20 protein-coding genes and 1 tRNA gene are annotated in these 23,291 nt (G+C 60.1%); 8 read left to right on the top strand and 13 right to left on the bottom strand.

All coding sequences use genetic code 11. From position 1 onward, the window contains the following. Positions 1-6: 6 nt before the first annotated feature. Positions 7-618 carry a cell envelope biogenesis protein TolA gene (locus tag ACFE72_RS05715; protein ID WP_375412098.1) on the top strand — a complete coding sequence of 204 codons (612 nt, stop codon included), beginning with the start codon at positions 7-9 and terminating at the stop codon, positions 616-618. 199 nt (positions 619-817) lie between these two features. Here ACFE72_RS05715 and ACFE72_RS05710 read toward each other — a convergent pair whose 3' ends face one another. Together ACFE72_RS05710 and ACFE72_RS05705 are read right to left on the bottom strand one after the other, a co-directional pair. After that, positions 818-2,131, bottom strand: coding sequence for an MFS transporter (locus tag ACFE72_RS05710; protein WP_375412097.1), 1,314 nt, complete (start codon positions 2,129-2,131; stop codon positions 818-820). Between the two features lie 138 nt (positions 2,132-2,269). Further along, positions 2,270-2,659: a tautomerase family protein gene (locus ACFE72_RS05705; RefSeq protein WP_375412096.1), complete on the bottom strand. Its 390-nt coding sequence runs from the start codon at positions 2,657-2,659 to the stop codon at positions 2,270-2,272. Positions 2,660-3,324: 665 nt separating this feature from the next. On the opposite strand from ACFE72_RS05705, the gene ACFE72_RS05700 reads away from it, so the two are divergent. Next, positions 3,325-4,218: a LysR family transcriptional regulator gene (locus ACFE72_RS05700; RefSeq protein ID WP_375412095.1), complete on the top strand. Its 894-nt coding sequence runs from the start codon at positions 3,325-3,327 to the stop codon at positions 4,216-4,218. Between the two features lie 72 nt (positions 4,219-4,290). On the opposite strand, the gene ACFE72_RS05695 is transcribed toward ACFE72_RS05700, so the two are convergent. Continuing rightward, the gene (locus tag ACFE72_RS05695) at positions 4,291-4,671 is read right to left on the bottom strand and encodes a tripartite tricarboxylate transporter substrate-binding protein (protein ID WP_375412094.1); all 381 of its coding nucleotides are present in this window, start codon (positions 4,669-4,671) and stop codon (positions 4,291-4,293) included. Between the two features lie 219 nt (positions 4,672-4,890). On the opposite strand from ACFE72_RS05695, the gene ACFE72_RS05690 reads away from it, so the two are divergent. Continuing rightward, on the top strand, positions 4,891-5,079 hold the full coding sequence (locus ACFE72_RS05690) for a hypothetical protein (RefSeq protein WP_375412093.1): 189 nt from the start codon (positions 4,891-4,893) through the stop codon (positions 5,077-5,079). A 501-nt stretch (positions 5,080-5,580) separates the two neighbouring features. On the opposite strand, the gene ACFE72_RS05685 is transcribed toward ACFE72_RS05690, so the two are convergent. From ACFE72_RS05685 to ACFE72_RS05670, 4 genes are all read right to left on the bottom strand, one after another. Continuing rightward, positions 5,581-5,670 (bottom strand) — tRNA-Ser (locus ACFE72_RS05685). Between the two features lie 196 nt (positions 5,671-5,866). Beyond that, a complete protein-coding gene (locus tag ACFE72_RS05680; protein ID WP_375412092.1) occupies positions 5,867-7,330 on the bottom strand; it encodes a trehalose-6-phosphate synthase in 1,464 nt (487 codons plus the stop codon). Between the two features lie 278 nt (positions 7,331-7,608). Beyond that, positions 7,609-8,454 carry a trehalose-phosphatase gene (otsB, locus tag ACFE72_RS05675; protein ID WP_375412091.1) on the bottom strand — a complete coding sequence of 282 codons (846 nt, stop codon included), beginning with the start codon at positions 8,452-8,454 and terminating at the stop codon, positions 7,609-7,611. Positions 8,455-8,460: 6 nt separating this feature from the next. Beyond that, positions 8,461-9,951, bottom strand: a complete 1,491-nt coding sequence (locus tag ACFE72_RS05670) for an MFS transporter (protein WP_375412090.1) — start codon at positions 9,949-9,951, stop codon at positions 8,461-8,463. 418 nt (positions 9,952-10,369) lie between these two features. Between ACFE72_RS05670 and ACFE72_RS05665 the strand changes: the two genes are divergently transcribed. The 4 genes from ACFE72_RS05665 (at position 10,370) to ACFE72_RS05650 (ending at position 15,435) form a co-directional block, all read left to right on the top strand. Then, positions 10,370-10,855 (top strand): (2Fe-2S)-binding protein, encoded by a 486-nt coding sequence (locus ACFE72_RS05665; RefSeq protein ID WP_375412089.1) that lies wholly within the window; start codon positions 10,370-10,372, stop codon positions 10,853-10,855. 69 nt (positions 10,856-10,924) lie between these two features. Continuing rightward, positions 10,925-13,264, top strand: a complete 2,340-nt coding sequence (locus tag ACFE72_RS05660; RefSeq protein WP_375412088.1) for a xanthine dehydrogenase family protein molybdopterin-binding subunit — start codon at positions 10,925-10,927, stop codon at positions 13,262-13,264. Positions 13,265-13,389: 125 nt separating this feature from the next. Beyond that, the gene (locus ACFE72_RS05655; RefSeq protein ID WP_375412087.1) at positions 13,390-14,196 is read left to right on the top strand and encodes an FAD binding domain-containing protein; all 807 of its coding nucleotides are present in this window, start codon (positions 13,390-13,392) and stop codon (positions 14,194-14,196) included. An 87-nt stretch (positions 14,197-14,283) separates the two neighbouring features. Next, on the top strand, positions 14,284-15,435 hold the full coding sequence (locus ACFE72_RS05650; protein ID WP_375412086.1) for a CaiB/BaiF CoA transferase family protein: 1,152 nt from the start codon (positions 14,284-14,286) through the stop codon (positions 15,433-15,435). A gap of 118 nt (positions 15,436-15,553) precedes the next feature. On the opposite strand, the gene hppD is transcribed toward ACFE72_RS05650, so the two are convergent. From hppD to ACFE72_RS05620, 6 genes are all read right to left on the bottom strand, one after another. After that, positions 15,554-16,678: a 4-hydroxyphenylpyruvate dioxygenase gene (gene hppD / locus ACFE72_RS05645; RefSeq protein WP_375412085.1), complete on the bottom strand. Its 1,125-nt coding sequence runs from the start codon at positions 16,676-16,678 to the stop codon at positions 15,554-15,556. Positions 16,679-16,884: 206 nt separating this feature from the next. Further along, positions 16,885-18,156, bottom strand: coding sequence for a fumarylacetoacetase (fahA, locus tag ACFE72_RS05640; protein ID WP_375412084.1), 1,272 nt, complete (start codon positions 18,154-18,156; stop codon positions 16,885-16,887). Between the two features lie 127 nt (positions 18,157-18,283). Further along, positions 18,284-19,630, bottom strand: a complete 1,347-nt coding sequence (gene hmgA / locus ACFE72_RS05635; RefSeq protein WP_375412083.1) for a homogentisate 1,2-dioxygenase — start codon at positions 19,628-19,630, stop codon at positions 18,284-18,286. A gap of 71 nt (positions 19,631-19,701) precedes the next feature. Then, positions 19,702-20,655 carry an MBL fold metallo-hydrolase gene (locus tag ACFE72_RS05630; protein ID WP_375412082.1) on the bottom strand — a complete coding sequence of 318 codons (954 nt, stop codon included), beginning with the start codon at positions 20,653-20,655 and terminating at the stop codon, positions 19,702-19,704. A gap of 169 nt (positions 20,656-20,824) precedes the next feature. Then, positions 20,825-21,052 (bottom strand): DUF2783 domain-containing protein, encoded by a 228-nt coding sequence (locus ACFE72_RS05625; RefSeq protein ID WP_375412081.1) that lies wholly within the window; start codon positions 21,050-21,052, stop codon positions 20,825-20,827. Continuing rightward, positions 21,052-22,665: an FAD-dependent oxidoreductase gene (locus tag ACFE72_RS05620; protein ID WP_375412080.1), complete on the bottom strand. Its 1,614-nt coding sequence runs from the start codon at positions 22,663-22,665 to the stop codon at positions 21,052-21,054. Before ACFE72_RS05620 ends, ACFE72_RS05625 begins: the two co-directional genes overlap by 1 nt. 108 nt (positions 22,666-22,773) lie before the next feature. On the opposite strand from ACFE72_RS05620, the gene ACFE72_RS05615 reads away from it, so the two are divergent. Beyond that, a complete protein-coding gene (locus ACFE72_RS05615; protein ID WP_375412079.1) occupies positions 22,774-23,250 on the top strand; it encodes a MarR family winged helix-turn-helix transcriptional regulator in 477 nt (158 codons plus the stop codon). Positions 23,251-23,291 lie beyond the last annotated feature (41 nt).

Genomic DNA, 23,291 nt, shown 5'->3' with positions numbered 1-23,291 from the left:
GGCTCGATGGCAAGAAAGCTAAAGACTTATCAAACGTCGCTCGGTTTCTTCGATTTGGCTGTAGCAGCGCCTTCCATGAAGGCAGCCTTGGAAGCATGGGGCTCGAACAGCAACCTTTTCCATCAAGGCGCCGCGAACCAAACCGACGAGCCCGAGGTCGTCGCCGCGACCATGGCAAGACCCGGCATCGTACTCAGGCGCCCGGTGGGCTCGGGCGGCCCGTTCGCCGAACATGCTGGCTTGCCTACGGACCTCGCGGGCGACGTAGATGAACGGCGGAAACGGCTTCGCCCGAAGCCGAAACAGAAGTCGCCAATCAAGAGCAGTGAAAATGCAGCCCGACGGGCGGCGCGTGAGTACGAGATAACCGAGCGGCAGCGCCAAAGCGAGCGGCGGAAAGAGGAGGCCACAAGAGCGAAGGAGCGTCAGCGTCGCGAAAGCGCCGTCGCCAAGGCGCAAACTGCTCTCGACAAAGCGAAACGGGAACATGAAGCGAGGTCGGGCGCCATCGAAGCCGAGCGCGCCGCGCTCGAAATCCGGTCGAAAGCCGAAGATGCTCGGTGGGAAAAGCAACGGGAGAAGCTGGACGCCGCCCTGCGCAGAGCGCGGGCGCAGTAGGAACAGGCGGTGCTTGCGCCAAGCTGCGGAACGTGATGCGCCGGATGTCGGCCAGATGATCGACGGAGTGTTTGGCTGAAGTGATGTGGGTGGTTTCTCCCGAACAGACCTGCAAATTCCGGCCACGGAGCCTGGTTCTTCGCCGATCGTGAATTAATTGAAGCGCCGGTTTCTGTTACGGTCTGCTGCCTGCATCGGGTTAAGTCAGCGGGCGATCTCGCGTCTCAGGCATAAACATGACCGTCACAATGGTGAGAAGGCTGACAATTACCACGTACGCTGCAAACCAGCCTATTTTGTTCTGGTCGGCCCAATAGGTCTGCAGGTACGGAGCTGTTCCCCCAAAAGTTGCAACTGTGACCGAATACGATATGGCAACGCCTGATGCCCGAACCCGCGTTGGAAAAAGTTCGGCAAAGACAGCCGGGCAGATCGAGGTCCATGCAGCGAGGAAGACCAAGGCGACGGAGATTGAGAGGGTTAGCTGCCAAAACTCGCCCTGAATTAGATTTAACAGAGGCACGATCAGAATGGCCGATCCAAATCCGAAGATCAACAAATTAGGCCGACGGCCGTATCGATCCGAGATATGTCCCCAGATCGGGTGAGCTATTGCATATATGATAATTCCTATTGTCAGGGCGCCTAAAGCAGCCGGCGCGCTCATCTGTTTGAATCTGATCGCATAGTTGGAGATGCCGGAGATCCATGTGTGATACACGAGCGATGCGCCCGCTGTAAGGCCAACTACCTGAAGAACGGCAAGCTTATTGATCCATAAGCCATGCCACATTGTTTGGCGCTCGGATTGGTATACTTCGGCTACCTCTTCTCGAAAAACGCGCGTTTCTTCCAGGTCGCGGCGTAGCCACAGCGCGTATAAGCCAAGGAGCGCTCCAGCCGCGAACGGGATTCTCCAGCCATAACGTTGCATGGCATCGCCATCGAAAATGGAGGTGAGAAGCAGACCGGCCCCCGCAGCCGACAGCGCCCCACAGCTCACTGCGATAAACATGCTGCTCGCCCAGAGACCGCGATGTTTCGGCGGTGCGCTTTCGACAAGGAAAGTAAACGACGCCCCGATCTCGCCTCCCAAGCCGAATCCTTGGGTGAGACGGCCTAGCACCAAGAGAACAGGCGCCGAAAGGCCGATGCTGGCATAGGGGGGCGCTATTGCAATAATCAGGCTGCCGACGGCGGTTAAGACCATTGAAGCAAGCATGGCATACCGGCGACCCCGGCGATCTGCCAGCCAACCAAAAAATATTCCTCCAATCGGCCTGAACAGGAAACCGACCGCGAAGACAGCGAGACTTGCCAGGAGTGCTGCGCGTGGATCGTCGCGATAAAAGAACTGATGGGCGAAAAACGGTGCGAAAATCGCATATATGCTGAAATCGTACCACTCCAAGGCGTTTCCGATTCCCGCGCCGACGATAATCTTCCTTGCCGACGACTTGCTTGGGATCATATCGGCTTCGCCGTATGGTTTCGATGGTGCCTGCTTGAGCATGTCGGCCCCTGATCCATGCCTTGGTAAGGTTGAAGTTGATGTGACTGTGGTGGCGGATGCGACCATCGTGCAAAGCATCCCTTGTCGGGATGGATCACTCTGAAAGGGTAACTTCATAACGCTGCAGGAAGCTGCGACTCAGACCTGCAGCGTGTACCCAAGATCGAGATCGCAGGCCGCCTGCCCGCCTCTGAAGCCGACGTTTTCAGGGGTCGTTTCAACCAAAACAACCTTCACATCCTCTGCAGGAACTTCGAACGGTTGAAGATTTCGTACCATGGCCCGATATAATTCTCGTTTGGCTTCGAGGGACCGCCCCTCGAATAGAACAATCTCAATCCGCGTGAAGCGCTCTCCCGCTGCGAACGGCGTAAGATAACTGCCGGCCGAATGTTCTATGAGACGCGCCAACGGTTCGTCGTCCGGCGTTTTGAAAGCTTCCACAACCGCTTGGTGTATGGCTTCCAAAAACGCGGCTTGCTTGCCTTGAAGCCACGAGCCTCTCACCTCGGTTAGGATATCTGGCATTATTTACTTCCCTCTCGTTGTCGTTCTCTGGTTGACCTGAATGCTTACGGTGCTGCTTTATTCACCTTTTACTCTGTCTTCAGCAGCATCACCGGGTTGAGAAACCTCAATAGATCTCGTTGCAAGCGAAGCTGAAGAAGATCGTTTTCATTACCCAGCCTTCATCATTCCTCCGGCGCCGTAGCAGTTCTGCTCGCACGCTCAATGGCGAGTTAGCCGCGATGTTCTCGCCAAACTCGTGAGCGATTTGCATATACATCCCAGGTGGAATGACGTGACCAGCATGCCGGGCGCAACCGCTTTTGCCGCATTCCGATTATCGGCCCGTGCAAAACCAATCAATGCAACCGATTGGAGAATGCTTCGCGAAAAAATTTGTGCAGCGATGTTCATATGCTACTGCGTATATGGACAGTCGGACTCGGACAAACTGGAATTCAAGCATTGTGAATTCGGAAATACCTAACGTTTCCCTCGCCTAGAGTTCGTGAATGGAAATTGTCTGCTAACCGGCTGGTCAGTTCAACGTCTGCACGCTACGCTCTGGAGCGCTTCGCATCGAAGCATTTTCTGAAAATATCCGGAGCGTGAAAATATCAAACGGCGGCACTGCATCGATTTCTTTCGGGACCGGTCCATACCACGACAACGCGAAGGTTATCGGAATGCGTTTCGACTTGGCTGATTTGCGTCTTTTCTTAAGCGTAACGGAAAGCTCCAGTATCACTCAAGGCGCTAACAACGTTCATGTTGCCCCGCCCTCAGCCAGCGAGCGCATCCGAAATATGGAGCATGAGATAGGGACCGCCCTATTATTCCGAGAGTCGCGCGGCGTCAGACCAACGCCGGCAGGAATCGCATTGGCGCATCACGCACGCACCATTCTGAAGCAAAACGAGGTGATGCGCGGAGAACTGTCTGAATATGCCAACGGGCTAAGAGGACGCATTCGTCTGCTCTCAAATACGGCCGGCTTATCGGAATTCTTGCCGGATCTACTTTCAGACTATCTGCGTACTTACCAGAACATTGATTTGGAAATTGAAGAACGACCAAGCCATGAGATCATTCAGGCCATTTCGCGCGGAGCCGGGGATGCAGGAATAGTGGCTGACATTTTTCCGACTGGACAACTCAAAAGTTTTCCCTTCGTTGTCGACCAACTCGTTCTCGTCGTTCCGGCTGGGCATGCCTTTTCCGAACTAACAGGAGTAGAATTCAGCCAGGCTCTCACGCAAGGCTTTGTGGGCCTCATGCGGGATAGCGCTCTAATGGACCACCTTGAGTCGCACGCGGCTCGTTTGTCAAAAAGCATTCGTTGGAGGGTTCGCCTCGGTACCCTGGATGCCGTATGCCGGTTGGTCGAGCAGGGTATCGGCGTCGCCGTTGTTCCCGAGCGCGCTGCGGTCAGGGCGAAACTAAACGGAAATTTGGTCTGCATAAAGCTGTTGGATACCTGGGCACGACGCCGACTCATGATCTGCGTGCGAGAGTTGGACGGGTTGCCGAAGCATGCGCGACAACTGGTCGATCACATCTTGTCTAAATCGGAAAATTGAATTCCGCCACCTGGTCTCGGCGATGTACGCATTTTTCCGATGCCAGGTCGTACGACTTCACGCCGGTTGCGTTTACTTCGCTTCACTTGCCTTGATCCCGGAGCTTTCAACGAGATTTGCGACCCTGAGCATGTCAGCGGCGAACAGGCGTGCGTGCGCTTCAGGCGTTAACTCCTTGTCGGGAAATGGCAAGGTTCCGAGCTGCTTCAGCCTCTGCAGCAAACCTGGGTTGGACAGAGCCTTGCGGAGGGCTGAATTCAGCGCACCAATGGTCTCCACAGGCGTGCCTTTCGCCACATAGAGCCCGTGCCACATCGAGTAGCTGACCTCGGGCATGCCGAGTTCGGCGGTGGTCGGCACGTCCTTCAATTGTTCAATCCGTTCCGACGACGTAATAGCTATGCCGTGAAGCGTTCCCGCCTGAATCTGCGGCAGCGCGTTGGAGAAACGCATGTATCGGGTTTCTGTACGGAGCGGTCGTGGTTTTAGACGTCAGTCGCCCGGAAGGGCGTCCAGTACAGCAAATCGGCCCACTATGCCGCCCGATAGCGGGTGATCGTACCCGCGGGAGATGCCACGTCGCGGTGCTGCCAAGGTGGACATTCCGTGCGGCGTTAACGCTAACCCGTATTTCTTTGTCCATCCGGGTGCTGCGGCCGATATGCTCCCGGCATGAATGACGAATATCTCAAGGAATACGCTTTGCGCGTTCGAACGCTGGCGGAAAAAGCCGACCCGTTCATCAAGAAAAGACTGTTGGACTTGGCGGACCGGTACGACGCGAAGCTCGGCAGACCGACGAGGGCTGTTCGCTCGCTCAATTCATTGGCTGTGAATATCGCGCAGGCTGCGCCGAAGTGAAGGGCGGCGAGCGGCAACCTTTGGTGAAGCGCGGGTGGGAAACTCGGTATCAATAGAATGCGGCAATGGCGAAGGCCGCGGTTTGGGCATGCCGAAAATCAGACGCCATCGAACCGCGAGTTGATGATGCTGATAAAGCCAAACTAAGAACGCGGCTTGTTTCTGAGGTTTGCGACAGGTCTTTGCCCGCGGACGCCTTCTCCTTGGTCGTCGTTAGTAACTATAGAAAATTCCAGCGTTTCTATCCGGCCTTCCGGCATGTGGATGACTGAGAAGTCGCCGCTTGGCATTTACGTTGTGCACAACACAATCGCTGGTCACCAATAAATCCATCATCGGATTCGCGATGCAAAACATCGGCGGGATCAAGGCGCCGTGCGCAGAAAAGACAGCCGACAGATGGTCTACAGAAGATGTGGGTGGAACGTGGCTCGGACTCCAACTTTATAAAATAAATTCTAACTGTTTTAATAACTTAGCAATGAGCGACACAAAATACCGTGGCGGAGGGAGTGGGATTCGAACCCACGGTACAGTTTCCCGCACACACGCTTTCCAAGCGTGCGCCTTAAGCCACTCGGCCATCCCTCCGGGTACCTTCTCTTGGAGCGGCATGGCGACTTTTGCAAGAGACCGCGGTCACGACTGCGTCTATTTCCGCAACCATTTGAACATTTTCAGTATTTTGGCGTATTCCCAGGCCGGCGGCGCGCGAATGGCAGGGTCACGCTGCCCGTCCCACCGACAAACCAACCGCGCCACAGAGCAGCGTATCGTTTATTATGGCCTAGTGAATTCGCGCGCTGGTGCCGGCTGAGCGGAGTTGCCACAGCGTTTGCGGATCCGCTCCCGTGGGGTCGGCAGCGCCGCCCTTGCCCATAACTTCGTCCTGCAGGGTATAGACAAAACTGGCGAACCACTGCCGAATCGTGTTGCCGCGAAGCTTCGTCATCATCGCTTCCCAGCGCATGCGGCGCTCGGTCAACGGCATCGACAGCGCCATGGCCATCGTACGCGCCATGCCGTCGATATCGTGCGGGTTCACCAACAGCGCCGTATCAAGTTCGTTCGCCGCGCCTGCAAATTTCGACAGCACCAGCACCCCAGGGTCGGCGGGATTTTGGGCTGCGACATATTCCTTGGCGACCAGATTCATGCCGTCCTGCAACGGCGTCACCACACCGACCTGCGCGGTACGATAGAGGCCGGCCAGCACGGTCTGGCTAAAACCCTTGTTGAGATAGCGGATCGGAGTCCAGTCCACTTCGCCATGCCTGCCGTTCACATCGCTGATCAGCTTGGCGAGTTCGCTTTGCAGATTGCCGTAAGCTTCGATGGCGCCGCGTGAAGGCGTCGCGATCTGCAGCATCGACACCGAACGGCTCAAGGAAGGCTGCAGGGCCAACATGCGATCGAACGCATTGATCCGGTTAATCAGACCTTTGGAATAATCCAGCCGGTCGACCCCGATCGCCAGTTTCTCGCCGTTCAAACTGCGGCGCAAACGCGAAACGTCGGGGTGGGAAGAGGCCTTTGCTGCGTGCTGCGCAAATTTCTCCGGGTCTATTCCGATCGGAAAAACCGCTATACGTGACGTGCCGTAGCGCGATCTTACGACGCCGTCCGTGACGGTCAGGCCCAGGTCCGACACAAGATAGCCTTGGAAATTCTCGCAATCTTCTTCGGTCTGAAAGCCGATCAGATCATAGGCCAGCATCGCCTCGATCAATTCACGATGATTGGGGATGCCCCCGATGATTGCATGAGCCGGCCAGGGCGTATGCAGGAAGAACCCGAGTGGTTCGGTCACCCCGAGTTTGCGCATTTCGGCGCCAAGCGCGAGAAAGTGATAGTCCTGAATCCAGAATGCCGTGTCCTTTCTGCGGAAGCGCATCAGGGCCCGCGCCATGAAGGCGTTGACCTCGCGATAGGACTGATAGTCCTCCTGGGAAACCCGGATCAGGTCGGTGCGGGAGTGCAGCGCGGGCCACAGCGCAGAATTGGCAAAACCCTCGTAATATCCACCATAATGCGCGGCCGGCAAATCGATCATTGCCAGCGCGCCTTCTCCGAGCGATTCGATCTCGGCAAACGGCCCCTTGTGGGTTGCGTCCCGCACCCTGCCGCTAGAGCCCACCCAAATTGCGCCGGAATTCTCCACCACCGGCAATAATGCCGCCGCCAGGCCCCCCGTCATGGGTTCGTTGGCCTTTGCGCGCGCCACACGATTTGAAACGACGACGAGGTTCACAGAGTGCTCTTTCGAATGCAACCCAGCTTATAAACAGCCGTTCATCAATATGGTTCCTGGTCACGTTTCGACCGCATTGAGCCCAAACTTGATCAATCACGAACTCGGCTACGCAAATAGCCCGCGAACTCTGATATGCAAGAACGTCGCCACATTTTTAGGCTGCCGGCGGGGATGCGTCCTGACCGGGGAATGACGACCGCCTGATGGCAGGATGACAAGACAAATCGCGCCCAAGCCAACAGACGCCTGCAATTTAAGCAAACGCAGCCGTTTTATTATTCGAAGGCGTCCGGCGGCCGCAATTCGGTCAACGACTTTTCGTCGTCCAGCAGATGCGCGAGCCACTCCCGAACATCGCGCGGCTCATCGAAATGTCCGGCCACGCCATGTGCGCGCCTGCCGACGGAAAACGCCAACCCGCCCAGATCCGGCATAATGGCGAATACGGTTTCGTCGGTAACATCGTCTCCAATGAAGACCGGGCGGCGCCCTTTGAACGGCGCATGGGTCATTAATTCGAGCACCCCGCTCGCCTTGTTAAAACCGGAATGCTTGATCTCGCAAACGCATTTCCCGGGCAGCACTTCGATTGGCGCAGTCGGCAAATCGGCCCTGATCAGGGAAACCGCTGCATAGATGGCCTTTTCTGCGTGCGGCGCCAGCCGATAGTGAAGCGCGAGGGAATAGCCCTTGTCTTCGAGCAGGATACCGGGGCTGAGCTGGGCGATGGCAGCCAGACGCTTCTTCAATTCCTTGTCCATGGGAGGGGCATGACTGGCGACGGCTTCGTTATCGATCGAGAGCCGCATTTCCGCGCCATGGCCGCCGACCGCCGGAAATTCAGCAGGTGCGAATATCAGGTCGATGTCGTTGAGCGAACGCCCGCTGACCAGCGCCAGGGCGCCCGAGGTCCGCGCCAGCAGGCGGTCGAGCGTTTTCGCCAGGCCCGGCGGCACCCAGACTTCACGGGGCGTGGGCGCGAGATCAAGCAAGGTGCCATCGATATCGAGTAACAGCGCGCATTCCCCCAGATGGGGTATCAACGCTCTGGGGACCGGAACGGATTCCGGCACCTCTTCGTCTAGTTCCTGCGGCGGCATATCCATCACATCCTGTGTCATCTCATCTTACTCCACAACGGCAAGCGGCCTTGCAACCGATTCCAGCGGCTGACGCTCCGCGGCGATACAATAACGCCACGCAATTGCCGCCGCCCCCACCATCAGTCCCGCTCCGAGGAGATAGCCGGCGAAAACGCTATTCCGCGACCCGGTATCGATCAGCGCGCCCAGCAGGGCCGGGCCGGCGACGCCGCCGATCCCGGTCCCGACGGCATAGAACAGGGCGATGGCCAGCGCGCGGACTTCCAGCGGAAACGTCTCGCTGACCGTGAGGTAAGCGGCACTCGCGGCCGGCGAGGCAAAAAAGAAAATCACCATCCAGGCGATGGTCTGGGTTTGCGCACTCAGCACGCCGATCGAGAACAGATAACCCGACAGGGCCAGCAAAACGCCGGAAACGCCATAGGTGAGCGTAATCATGGTTCGGCGTCCCAGAGTATCGAACAGCCGGCCGAGCAGCAGCGGGCCCAGAAAATTACCAGCGGCGAACGGCAAGAGATACCAGCCGACCTGATTTGAAGCGATGCCAAAGAAATCGGTCAACACCAGCGCGTAGGTAAAGAATATCGCGTTGTAGAAAAACGCCTGCGCGGTCATCAGTGCCAGACCGACCATTGAGCGCTGGCGGTAGACGTGAAACAGCGTGTGAACAATCTCGCCGAGCGGCGTATGACTGCGCATCTTCAATTTTATTTTCGGCCCTCCCCGTTGGCCCTGCTCCATGCCTGTTACCGATCGCTCTATGTCGGCGACGATCTTGTTTGCAAGGTCCGGCTGACCGTGAATCATCAGCCAGCGTGGACTTTCGGGAATCCACAGCCGCATCACGAATACCACCAGCCCGAGACAGGCGCCGGTCAAATACGCCAGCCGCCAGCCGAGATCAGGCCCGATCACATCAGGATCGAGCAGCACGATCGCGCTGACCGCTCCCATTGCCGCGCCGATCCAGAAGCTGCCGTTGATCACAAGGTCGGTCCATCCGCGATAGCGCGCCGGCACCAGTTCCTGGATCGTCGAATTGATCGCGGTATACTCGCCGCCGATGCCGGCGCCGGTCAGGAATCGAAACAGCGCATAACTCGCGACGCTCCAAGATAATGCGGTCGCCGCCGTCGCCGTGAGATAAAGCGCCAGCGTGATAAAGAACAGTTTCTTGCGTCCGATCCGGTCGGTGAGCCAGCCGAACCCAAGCGCGCCGAGCACGGCGCCGGCGAGATAAGCGCTGTTGGCAAAGCCGATATCGAAATTAGTGAACCGAAGCGCCGGGCTTTCCTTCAATGCTCCTGACAAAGCACCAGCCAGCGTAACCTCCAACCCGTCCAGTATCCAGGTAATGCCAAGCGCTGTTACCACCCGGGTATGAAAAGTGCTCCAGCGCAGGCTGTCCAGTCGCGAGGGAATGTCGGTTTCGATGACGCGGCCGCTGTCTGGCTTGCCGGGCTGGATTTGACGCTCGTTCGAGGCCGACGGCGCACTGCGGGTATCGGAATTCATCTACAACAAGCTCACCGAACCTGGCCAAACAAGAACCGCCCGGAACATTGAGTTCCAGGGTTCGCAGAAGCAACAGCTCTGGGATCATATAATATCAACGCTCATCGCAGCGAGAGGTTCCCCGCGGCGGCGATTTGGGGATCGCGTGAGCAGGATCGTCTTCAGAGTGGGCTGCAGTGCAATAACGACTCGCCGATCTGCATACGTGGTCACCGATCAAGCGGGATGATGGTACCCGAAGCCGGCGCCAAGCCTTCATGCCGCCTTCTGCCGTCCTGCCCAAAGCCAAAGCGGCGTGGGTCCCGCCTTCACGAGGCCCGGCCCGGAGGCCGCGCTCCCCTGGACGAAAAATCGGTGTTGCAAAGTCATCTCGCCATGCCTCTAATTGGAATAATTAAAAGGCAGCGGGAGGTTTAGGGTGTCGACAGTCAAATTGACGGTAAACGGCAAGGCAGTTTCGGCCGATGTCGAGGACCGGACGCTTCTTGTCCATCTCTTGCGCGATCATCTGGGCCTGACCGGTACTCATATCGGTTGCGATACCAGCCAATGCGGCGCTTGTGTCGTGCACGTCGACGGGGCCGCCGTGAAATCTTGTACGGTAATGGTCGGACAGGCCGACGGAGCCAACGTCACCACCATCGAAGGCATCGCCAAGGGCGACGAGCTGCATCCGATGCAGGCCGCGTTCCGGGACAACCACGGACTGCAATGCGGTTATTGCACGCCGGGCATGATCATGACGTCGATTGACATGGTTGCACGCTACGGCTCCGACCTTGACGAGGCAACGGTGCGTCAGGAGCTCGAAGGCAACATCTGCCGCTGCACCGGCTATCACAATATCGTCAAGGCGGTGCTCGACGCCGCGAGCCGCATGAAGGTGCCGCAGGCGGCCGAGTAACTCATCAAATCATTCCATTCACGCCATGCGATGGAAATGGCGGACAACGCTCCGGTAGGGAGACCAAATATGGGTATCGAAGGCGTCGGCGCTCGCGTAGTGCGCAAGGAAGACAAGCGCTTCATCACCGGCAAGGGCCGTTACGTCGACGACATTCGTCTGCACGGCATGACCTACGCCGCATTCGTACGCAGTCCCCACGCCCATGCCAGGATCAAAAGCATCGATGTGAGCGATGCGAAGAACAAGCCGGGCGTAGTCGATGTGCTGACCGGGCAGCAGATCGTCGACGACAAGATCGGCAATCTGATCTGCGGGTGGATGATCCATTCCAAGGATGGCTCGCCGATGAAGATGGGGGCGTGGCCTGCGATGGCCCCGGACACCGTGCGCTTCGTAGGCCAGGCGGTCGCCGTGGTCATTGCCGAAACCCGCAACCAGGCGCGCGACGCCGCCGAAGCCGTCGTGGTCGACTATGACGAGCTTCCCGCCGCGGCCGACATCAAGGCGGCGATCGCGACGGGGGCCCCGCAACTTCATCCCGAGGCCCCGGGCAATGTGATCTACGACTGGACCATTGGCGACGAGGCGGCAACGGATGTCGCCTTCAAGGCCGCGGCTAATGTTGTGTCGCTCGACATCACCAACAATCGGCTGGTACCGAATGCGATGGAGCCGAGAGCTGCGATTGCCGACTACGACTCCGCGGAAGAACATTTCACGTTGTATACAACCTCGCAGAATCCGCATGTGGCACGCCTGGTGCTGTCGGCGTTCTACAACATCGCCCAGGAACACAAGCTTCGGGTAATCGCGCCGGACGTCGGCGGCGGTTTCGGCTCGAAGATTTTCATCTATCCGGAAGAAATGGTGGCGCTGTGGGCCTCGAAGAAAACTGGCCGCCCGGTGAAATGGACCTCTGACCGCACCGAAGCCTTTCTCACCGATGCGCACGGCCGCGATCATGAGACCAAGGCCGAGATGGCGTTCGACAAGGACAACAAGATCACGGCGTTGCGGGTGAAAACCTACGCCAATCTCGGCGGCTACATGTCGCTGTTCTCGTCCTCGGTGCCGACCTATCTCTACGCCACGCTGTTGTCGGGCCAGTACAACATCCCCAACATCTTCGCCGAGGTGATCAGCGTCTATACCAATACGACACCGGTCGATGCCTACCGCGGCGCGGGCCGGCCCGAAGCGAGTTTTGTCGTGGAGCGGCTCTTGGAAACCGCGGCACGCCAGTTCAAGGTCGATCCGGCCGAGTTGCGGCGCAAGAATTTTATTACCGCGTTCCCGCACCAGACCCCGGTGATCATGGCCTATGACGCCGGCGACTTTAACGCCTCGCTGGATGCGGCGATGAAGGCGATCGACTACGCGGGCTTCGCCGCGCGCAAGGCAAAAGCCAAGAGCGAAGGCAAGCTGCGCGGCATCGGCCTGTCGTGCTACATCGAAGCTTGCGGCATCGCGCCGTCGAAAGCGGTCGGCAGCCTCGGCGCCGGCGTCGGCCTGTGGGAATCGGCCGAGGTGCGGGTCAATCCTGTCGGCACCATTGAAATCCTCACCGGTTCGCACAGCCACGGCCAAGGCCACGAGACAACCTTCGCGCAGGTGATTTCGGAACGGCTGGGCATTCCGATCAGCCAAGTGTCGATCGTCCACGGCGACACCGACAAGGTGCAGTTCGGCATGGGCACTTACGGTTCGCGCTCGGCGGCGGTCGGACTCTCCGCCATCGTCAAGGCGATGGAGAAGATGGAAGCCAAGGCCAAGAAGATCGCGGCGCATCAACTGGAGGCGTCCGAGGACGACATCGTGATCGAGAATGGCGAATTCAAAGTCACCGGCACCGACAAATCGATTGCGCTGCCGATGGTGGCGCTTGCTGCCTACACCGCGCATAACCTGCCCGACGGCATGGAGCCGGGCCTTAAGGAAACTGCGTTCTACGACCCGACCAATTTCACCTTCCCGGCGGGGTCGTATATCTGCGAGGTCGAGGTCGACAGCGGCACCGGCAAGACCTCGTTCGTGAATTTCGTCGCAGCCGACGATTTCGGACGGCTGATCAATCCGATGATCGTGGAGGGTCAGGTTCATGGCGGCCTCGCCCAGGGCATCGGCCAAGCGCTGCTGGAAAACGCCGTGTACGACTCAAGCGGTCAGTTGCTGACGGCGAGTTTCATGGACTACGCCATGCCGCGTGCGGAGGATCTGCCCTCGTTCAACGTCTCCCACACCATGACGCTGTGTCCAAGCAATCCGCTCGGCGTCAAGGGTTGCGGCGAGGCCGGCGCGATCGGCGCATCCGCCGCCGTCATCAACGCCATCACGGACGCGATCGGCAACAATAATCTCGGAATGCCTGCGTCTCCGGATCGTGTCTGGCACGCGATCCATGGGTAACTCGTCCTCCCGGGGCGCAACGCGCGTACCCGGTATATAGAGTACCGCCAAACGCCTGATTCCGGGTCTGCACGCAAAAGCGCGCATGTCGGAAGGACGGGGGAAAGATTACAGGGAGTTCGACCATGCACCAGACAACCTATCACCGCCCTGCAAGCGTCGATGAAGCCGCGGCGCTGTTCGCCAAGGGCTCGGATCCGAAATATCTCGCCGGCGGCCACACGCTATTGCCGGTAATGAAGGCCCGGCTCGCCTCGCCGACCGACGTGATCGATCTTGCGAAGATCAAGGACCTGGTCGGCATCCAGTCATCGGGCGATGCGCTTACCATCAAGGCCGCGACGACCTATTTCGACATCATGAGCAGCGCGGACGTGAAGAACAGCATTCCGGCGCTTGTCTATTTGACATCGGTGCTCGGCGACCCGGCGGTGCGCTACCGCGGCACCATCGGCGGCTCCATCGCCAACAACGATCCGGCGGCGGATTATCCGGCCGCCGTGCTGGCGCTGAACGCCACGGTCAACACCAACAAACGCGCGATCGCTGCAGATGATTTTTTCACAGGCCTGTTTGCGACCTTGCTGGAAGACGGCGAGATTATCACTTCGATTTCGTTCCCGGTGCCGTCCAGGGCGGGTTATTCGAAGATGCGGCATCCCGCGTCCCGCTTCGCGCTGACGGGCGTGTTCGTCGCCAAAAGCAGATCGGGCGACGTTCGTGTCGCCGCCACCGGCGCATCGCAGAACGGCGTGCTGCGCGTGCCGGCGATCGAGGCGGCGCTGAAAGCTAATTTTTCGTCCGCCGCACTCGACAACGTCACGATTTCTCCCGATGGCTTGCTGTCGGACATCCACGGCTCGGCTGCCTATCGCGCCAACCTGGTCAAGGTGATGGCGCAGCGCGCAGTCGACGCCGCCGAGGCCGGCTAATCGCACGCGCACCGTCATTGCGAGCGCCAGCGAAGCAATCCAGTACCGCGCAGAGAGCTGGATTGCTTTGTCGCTGCGCTCCTCGCAATGACAAATGACCCAACCGGATATCAAAACTTGCAAGAAACATTGAACGCGTCTTCAAATACTCAGCAACGTGCGGCCGGCCCGCTCGCCGGCATCCGCATTGTCGAATTCGCGGGGCTTGGACCCGGACCGTTCGCGTCGATGATGCTCGCGGATATGGGCGCGGACGTCGTGACGCTGATGCGTGGCGAACAGAAGCAGGGCTTGCGCGGCGTCGTCATGATGCGCGGCCGCCGGCAGATCGCGTGCGATCTGAAAGACAAGACCTGCATCGCGGACGTGTTAAAGCTGCTCGAAGGCGCCGACGTCCTGATCGAAGGCTATCGCCCCGGCGTGATGGAACGACTCGGTCTCGGACCCGACGCGGTATTGGCGCGCAACAAGCGTATCGTCTATGCGCGCATGACCGGTTGGGGCCAGTCCGGTCCGCTGGCGAATGCGGCCGGCCACGACATCAATTATATCGCGCTGACCGGCGCACTGCATGCGATCGGAACCAGGGACAGGCCGGTGCCACCGCTCAACCTGGTCGGTGATTACGGCGGCGGCGCGTTGTATCTGGTGGTCGGAATTCTGGCGGCGCTGCTCGATGCACAGAAATCCGGCGAGGGCCAGGTCGTCGATGCCGCGATGTGCGATGGGGCTGCGTCGCTGATGTCGCTGTTCTGCGAACTGACTGCAATCGGCCGCTGGCAGGACGGCCGGGAATCCAATTTGCTGGACGGCGGCGCGCATTTCTACGGCACCTATGAATGTAAGGACGGCGAATTCATCTCGCTGGGCTCGATCGAGCCGCAGTTTTACGCGGAGTTGCGCCGGCTCGCCGGACTCGACGGCCCGTTCTACGACGGCCAGATGGACGCCAAGCAATGGCCGGCGATGAAAGCGAAGATGGCGGAAGTATTCAAGGCCAAGACCCGCGCCGAATGGTGCGCGATCATGGAGGGCACTGACGTCTGTTTCGCGCCGGTGCTGTCGCTATCCGAGGCGCCGAGGCATCCGCACATGGCGGAACGGAAGATTTTTGTCGATCTTGACGGCGTCGTGCAGCCCGCGCCGGCGCCGCGCTTCTCCCGCACCCCGTCGGCGATCCGCAAGACGGTGGCGGCGGAGTTAGCCGAAGTGGCCAAGGAATGGGGAAGCGGACGCTGATCTTCTCGTCACGGCCGGTTTGTCCCGGCCATCCGCGTCTTCTCTTTCATCAGCGCAGTAAAAACGTGGATGCCGGGACAAGTCCGGGCCTCATGACCATGGGCAGCTTCGCGTCCCGTCACGCCGCGGTCTTGTCGCCGAGCGTCAGTACCCCGCGCCGGATCTGATCCTCCTCGATCGATTCGAACAGCGCCTTGAAATTGCCTTCGCCGAAACCGTCGTCGCCCTTGCGCTGGATGAACTCAAAGAAAATCGGGCCGATCGCGTTGGCCGAGAAAATCTGCAGCAGTACCTTGGTTTCGCCGCCTTCGACGACGCCTTCGCCGTCGATCAGGATGCCGTCGCGCGCGAGCCGAGCAACATCTTCGCCGTGTTTCGGCAGCCGCGCGTCGATCTTCTCGAAATAGGTTTCCGGCGGCGGCGGCATGAATGGCAGCCCGTCGGCGCGCAACCTTTCCACGGTACGATAGATATCCCTTGCGCCGCAGGCGATGTGCTGGATGCCCTCGCCGCGATAGACGTTGAGGTATTCCTCGATCTGGCCGGAATCGCCGGCGTCCTCGTTGATCGGAATCCGGATCTTGCCGTCGGGGCTGGTCAGCGCGCGGGAAAACAGGCCGGAGGCGCGGCCTTCGATATCAAAGAACCTGATTTGGCGGAAGTTGAACAGTCTTTCGTAGAAGCCGGTCCAGACATCCATGCGGCCACGGTGGACGTTGTGGGTGAGGTGATCGAGATAGAACAGCCCGGCGCCCTCCGGGCGCGGATTTTTCGCGCCCAACCACTCGAATTCGGCGTCGTAAGCCGAGCCCTTCACGCCATAGCAATCGACGAAGTACAACAGGCTGCCGCCGATGCCCTTGATCGCGGGGACATCGAGCGTCTTCTGCGCGGAGGAATGCTCGGCCGGCTCCGCGCCTAGCGACAGCGCGTGCGCATAGGCCTGCTTTGCATCGACCACGCGGAATGCCATCGAGGGCGCGCAGGGGCCGTGCTTTGCGACGAAGTCGAAACCGTGGGTGCCGGGCTGTTCGTTGATCAGATAATTGATGTCGCCCTGGCGATACGCCGTGATCTTCTTGGTCTTGTGCCGAGCCACCGGCATATAACCCATCAGCTCGAACAGCGCGTGCAATTCTTCCGGCTTCGGATGCGCGTATTCGACGAATTCAAACCCGTCGGTGCCGACAGGATTGTCCGGCGTAATCGTGGCGGCCGGCGCGTCGTGCGGAAATGGACCCATGGCTGATCTCCCTGACTTGCTTAGTTGATAGCCCGCCGTTCAGACCGCAAGGCGGCTGAAGGAGGTTTAAAGGCCGCCAGCCGTGTCCCCGACGCGGTGCAGCGTTGTTCACGGCCCCAGGGCCGGGACCGTACCAGACGCCGACGCTCGCCAAGGCGCCCGCTCAGCAGCGCACCGCTTCGCAAGTGCTGCGTCCGGGAGGCGCGCTACAGCGCCGGCACAATCGTCCCCTCGACTTCGCCGAATCCCACGCGAAAACCGTTGCCCTGGCACCAGCCGCGCATGGTCAGCGAGTCGCCGTCTTCCAGAAACGTGCGCTTCTCGCCGCCCGGTAATTCGATCGCCGCAGTACCGTTCCAGCTTATTTCCAAGAGGCTGCCGCGCTCACTCTCTTCCGGCCCGCTGATGGTGCCGCTTCCCAACAAATCGCCGACATTCATTGCGCAGCCGCTCGACGCATGATGCACGAGTTGCTGAACCGACGACCAGTACATGTATTTGAAATTGGTGCGGCAGATATTTTGCGGTTCATTCATCCGCGGCGTGCGCAGACCGACATCGAGCACTATATCATAATTATTGGCGCCCGCCTGCCGCAGATAGGACAGCGGCGTTGGTTCCTGCGCGGGGCCGTGGACGCGGAACGGCTCCAGCGCTTCGCGGGTGACGATCCAGGGACTGATGGAGGTGGCGAACGCCTTGGCCTGAAACGGACCGAGCGGCACATATTCCCACTGCTGGATATCCCGCGCGCTCCAGTCGTTGAGCAGTACGAAGCCGAAAATCATTTCTTCGGCCTGTTGTTCGGTCAGCATCTCACCCATCGGCGATGGCTGGCCGACCACTACGCCCATCTCCAGTTCGAAGTCGAGCCGCTTGCACGGTCCGAAGCTCGGCAGTTCTTCACGCGGGGGCTTCAGTTGACCGCGCGGCCGGCGTACCGTCGTGCCGCTGACGACGACGGTGGACGCGCGGCCGTTGTAACCGATCGGAATATGCAGCCAGTTCGGCAGCAGCGGATTGGTCCTGTCGCGGAACATGGCGCCGACATTGGTGGCGTGCTCCTTCGACGAATAGAAATCGGTATAGCCGGCGACCGCGATCGGCAGATAGAGTTTTGCGTCTTTTATCGGCACCAGGGCACGCCTTCGCAACTCATCATTGTCGCGCAGATCCGGATTGTCGTGACGCAGCAACTTGCTGATCCGCGCCCGCGTGCGCGACCACACCTTCGGCCCCAGCGCCATAAAGCGGTTTAAGCTCGGCGCCGCGAACACGCCGAGTTCGCCGACGTCCAGTCGCCCGTCCTGATCGAGTTCGCAAAGATCGAGCACGTAGTCGCCTATCGCCACACCGACGCGCGGGACCAGCCCGTCCTTTGCCGAGAACACGCCGTAGGGCAGGTTCTGGATTGGGAAATTCGATGCCGGATCGATATCGATAAAAGAGCGCAGCGTGGGGTCGTTGGGATGGGACACTTGATTCTCCAATTAGAACACCCGCCGTCATGCACGGCCTTGTGCAGGGCATCCGCGTCTTTTTTGCATCCAAGACGTGGATGGCCGGGACAAGCCTGGCCATGGCGGGGCAATAGCTCGCGGACTCTCACGGCCGGTTCGGATCGAACCGCTTCTCCAGCCCGTTCCAGCAGTCCGCATAGTCATCCTGCAGCGTCGCCGACTTCGCCGCGAATTCGGTGACGCGTTGCGGATATCGTGTCTCGAACATGAAGGCCATGGTGCCCGTCAGCTTGACCGGCTTCAATTCGTTGTTGCTGGCGTGGTCGAACGCCTCGCGATCCGGGCCGTGCGGCAGCATCATGTTGTGCAGGCTGATGCCGCCCGGCGCAAATCCCTGCGGCTTGGCGTCGTAGACGCCGTAGATCAAGCCCATGAACTCCGACATGATGTTCATGTGGTACCACGGCGGGCGGAAGGTGTTTTCCGCCACCGCCCAGCGCTCCGGGAAAATTACGAAGTCGATATTGGCAGTGCCGGCGGTTTCCGACGGCGAGGTTAGCACCGTGAAGATCGACGGATCGGGATGGTCGAAGCCTATGGCGCCGACCGGCGAAAAGGCGCGCAGGTCATATTTGTAGGGCGCGTAGTTGCCGTGCCATGCCACCACGTCGATCGGCGAATGCGGCAATTTGGTCATCCATAATTGCCCGCCCCACTTCACGAATAATTCGGTCGGCGTGTCGCTATCTTCATAGGCCGCGACCGGCGTTAGAAAATCGCGCGCGTTGGCGAGGCAATTGGCGCCGATCGGGCCGCGCTCCGGCAGCGTGAAGGCGCCACCGTAGTTTTCGCAAGCGTAGCCGCGCGCCGGGCCTGCGGGAATTTCGACGCGGAATTTGACGCCGCGCGGAATCACCACGATTTCGCCGGGCGCGGCGTCGATGCGGCCGAATTCGGTCACGAAGCGCAGATTGCCCTGCTGCGGAACGAACATCATCTCGCCATCGGCGTTGTAGAAATGCTGGTCCACCATCGACGCGGTGATGAGATAGACATGCGCGGCCATCCCGGCCTGGGTATTGGCGTCGCCGGCCGTGGTCATGGTCTGCACGCCCTGCAGGAAGGTCATGTGCTGCTCCGGGATCGGCGTGGGGTCCCAGCGCAGTTGCGCGATCGGCAGTTCGTACTCCTGGCAAGGTGCTGTGCGCCACAGTCCTGCGTCGACCTTGCCGAAGCGGCCGGAATGGCGCACCGACGGCCGGATCCGGTACAGCCACGAGCGCTCGTTGCTGCCGCGCGGCGCGGTGAAGGGCGACCCCGAGAGTTGCTCCGCATACAGTCCGTAGGCGCAGCGCTGCGGCGAGTTGCGCCCCATCGGCAGCGCGCCTGGCAGCGCCTCGGTCTCAAAAGAGTTGCCGAAACCGGACATGTAGCCCGGCGTGACTTGGCCTGCCGATTTGGCGACGACGTCAGGGGCTGCATTGTAATTCATGATACATTCCTCTATCCGTTTGCGCCTGATCTTGCCCGAAAACCTCCCGCACGAGGGCATGCTTTTCGGGATCATGCGCCTTGCAGGCTGGCCCACATTTCCAGATCGCGCTTGTCGGTCCAGATCACGGGATCGTCGATCCCCGACGCCTCGTCGAACGCGCGCGAGACATTGAACGGCAGGCAGTGCTCGTAGATCGCGAAGCTTGAGAACTTCGGGTCCATCACGTCACGGGTCGCCGCCATGGTTTCCTTCAGGTTTCTTCCCCTGGCGACTGATGCCTCGGCGGCCCCGTAAAGCGTGCCGACAAAGTCGCGCGTCATCGCGATAGCGTCGCGTCCCGTTGCCACGCCCTTCAAGGCGTCGCCACGTCCCGGCGCGATCGCCCTGGGGTTGAACGCGCGAATCTCATTCAGCGTCGTCGGCCACTCGCGCAAATGCGCATCGCCGCAATAGCAGGCCGAATGATATTCGATCAGGTCTCCGGAAAACATTACCTCCGCATCCGGCACCCATGCAACGATGTCGCCGGACGTATGCCCCGCGCCGAGCGACATCAGGCGCACCTCGCGTTTGCCCAGGTAGATCGACATGTCGGTTTCGAACGTCAGCGTCGGCCAGGTCAGGCCTGGAATGCTCTGGGCATCCTGGAACAGTCGTGGGAAGCGGCCGAACTCGGAATCCCAGTCCTGCTGGCCACGCTCCTCGATCAGCCGATAGGTTTCCTGCGAGGCGATGACGCCTTGCGCCCTGTACGCGGAGGCGCCGAGCACCCGCACCGCGTGGTAATGCGACAGCACTACGTATTTGATCGGCTTGTCGGTGACGGCGCGGACCCGCTCGATCACCTTGTTCGCCATCGCCGGGGTCGCTTGGGCGTCGAACACGATGCAGCCGTCGTCGCCGACAATCACCGCGGAATTCGGATCGCCCTCGGCGGTGAAGGCGTAGAGGTCGGTGCCGATCTCGGAGAAGGTGATTTTCTTCTCCGCCATGTCGGTGGTGGATGCGAAACCTCTGGCCATCAGTTCATCCCCTTTTCAAACGTCGAGCCAACTCGTCGTTGCGAGCAACAAGGCATGTCGAAGCATGCAGGGCCGATTAGCGAAGCGTAATCCGCCGATCCTGACGCGCCAAGCGGCGGAATACGCCGCCGGCTAATCCGCCCTATGTGCTGCACAAAATCTCGAACGGTCATTGTTGTTGCTGTTGCTGCTGCTGGCCGCCAGCCACCAGCCGCCGCTTTGCCAGTTCGATCGCTTCGCCAAGCACGTCGAGATCGCCGATATGGTTGGCAAGAACGAGCACCAGCGCGGCGTCGAGATCGGCGCTTTGCTCGCCGCTCAAGCCACGATGCGCCTCGACGATCATGCGGAACGCATCGTCGGGTTTTGCGAAATTCGAACTGGTGGACAGCGCCATCACAAGACCCCGTCGGTCGCGGTAGCGCGCGCCAGCGCGGCATCGATTGCGCTGCGCGAGGGATGCCGGAAACGCGCGGCGACATAACCGTCGGGGCGCAGCAGATAGCCCGTACCCGGCGCGGCATCGTAACGCGCGCCAAGCAGTCCCGACGGATCGCCGAAATCACCCTTGTCTATCCTGATGATGCTGACGTCCTCTGGAACGCCGGTCACCGCGCCGTTGGTAAACTCCAGCAATGTAAACTTCGTTCCTCGCTTGACGAACGCGTCGGTCAGAAACGAGCCGCCGTCGCGCGCGGCCAACGGCGCATCCGGCATCGAGGCGCCCGGGCGCGGGCCGCCGCGCCAGCAGTCGCCATCCGGAGTCGAGAGCGGCGTGTCATAGACCGAAGGCACCGACAGCCGTCCGCCGTTGATCATGCGCTTGCCGAATTCGGTTTCCTTGGCAAGCGACAGCACCGCCTGCCGCAACCGCGCTTCCTGACGCGTGGCGGGCGCCATGAAATCGGTCGAGCGGGTAGACTCGCGAATGTTTTCGTCGGCGGCCGCGCTACGCTCGACCTGGTAGCTTTCCAGCAGGCGCTCCGGCGAACTGCCCCTCAGCACGCGCGCGAGCTTCCACGCCAGGTTCTCCGCATCCTCCAGGCCGGAATTGGCGCCGCGGGCGCCGAACGGCGACACCTGGTGCGCGGCATCGCCGGCGAAGATCACGCGGGCATGGATGAATTTGTCCATGCGCCGGCACTGGAATTTGTATAGGGATATCCACACGAATTCGAATTTGTCGTGACCCAGCATCCGCGCGAGCCGGGGCCGCACGTTCTCCGGCAGCTTTTCCACAGCCGGATCCGCATCCGGACCAAGTTGCAGATCGATTCGCCAGATATCGTCGGGCTGCCGGTGCAGCAATGCCGAACGCCCGGCGTGAAAGGGCGGATCGAACCAGAACCAGCGCTCGGTGGGGAATTCCGCCGTCATCTTGACGTCGGCGATCAGAAACTGATCCTCGAAGACCTGTCCCGTGAAATCGGCGCCGACCATCCGCCGTAATGACGAACGCGCACCGTCGCACGCCACGACGTATTGCGCGGCGAGCCGATACGGTCCATCCGGCGTTTCGATCGTCAGGACCACATGATCGTTGCGCTGTTCGAGTGCTGCGACCCTGTTGCGCCAGCGCAGATTGATCTCCGGCAATTGCGCCGACCGCTCGATCAGGTATGCCTCGGCATAGAACTGCTGCAAATTGATGAAGGCCGGCATCTTGTGGCCCTGCTCCGGCAGCAGGTTGAACTGATAGAGCTGATCGGCGCCATGAAAAATCTTGCCGACGCTCCACACTATACCTTTCTCAACCATGCGGTCGGCCACGCCAAGCCGGTCCCAATATTCCAGCGAACGCTTGGAGAAGCAGATTGCGCGCGACCCCTCGCCGATCCGGTCGGCGTCGTCCAGCAGCACTACCGGCTGGCCGCGCTGCGCAAGATCGATCGCCAGCGACAATCCCACCGGCCCGGCGCCAACCACCACCAGCGGATGTTCGGCCGCGCCGGCACGATCCTGGTCGGGATGGCGGCGATAGCCGAATTGGGTGGAGGGCTGCTGCGTCATGCGCTCACCTTGCCATGGGCAAGAAACCTGATACCGCCTAAGATAGTCTCACATGCAACGATCTAAACGCTTCGCGCGTTCAGCCGTCAACCCAAATTGGAGCGGGTTTTGGCCAAACTCGACCTTTTCAAATTCGTGCCGTTCCGGCTGAACCGGCTGGCGGCCGAAGTCAGCGCCGCGCTATCCGGCGAATACCAGGAGCGGTACGGGCTGGATATCCCGGAGTGGCGCGTGCTGGCGACGCTGGGATTTCGCTTTGAGCCCTGCAGCGCCCAATACATCGCGCATTGCACCCGGACCCACAAATCGACGATCAGCCGCGCGGTCACCGCCCTGATGCAGCGGCAACTGGTCGAGCGCGTCGAGAATAAGGACGACCGCCGCGAATTCCGGTTGCGCATGACGGCCAAGGGGCGCGGGCTGTATGAGGAACTGATCCCGCGTCTCAAACGGAAAGAACGCGACATCATGTCCTGTCTTACCGCGCAGGAGCGCGAAAATTTTGCGCATGCCCTCGGCAAGATTGAGAAGAGCCTCGATCTGGTGCTGACCAGCAGGCAGGCGAGCGAGACCGAGGCGTACTGACTATCCGTCATGGCCGGGACAAGCCCTACTGGATGCACACA

It is taken from the genome of uncultured Bradyrhizobium sp. (genome assembly GCF_964252615.1).
In the GTDB taxonomy this organism is placed as follows: domain Bacteria; phylum Pseudomonadota; class Alphaproteobacteria; order Rhizobiales; family Xanthobacteraceae; genus Bradyrhizobium.
Note: the sequence above shows the minus strand (reverse complement) of the source record. Positions and strands in the feature narration are given on the sequence as shown.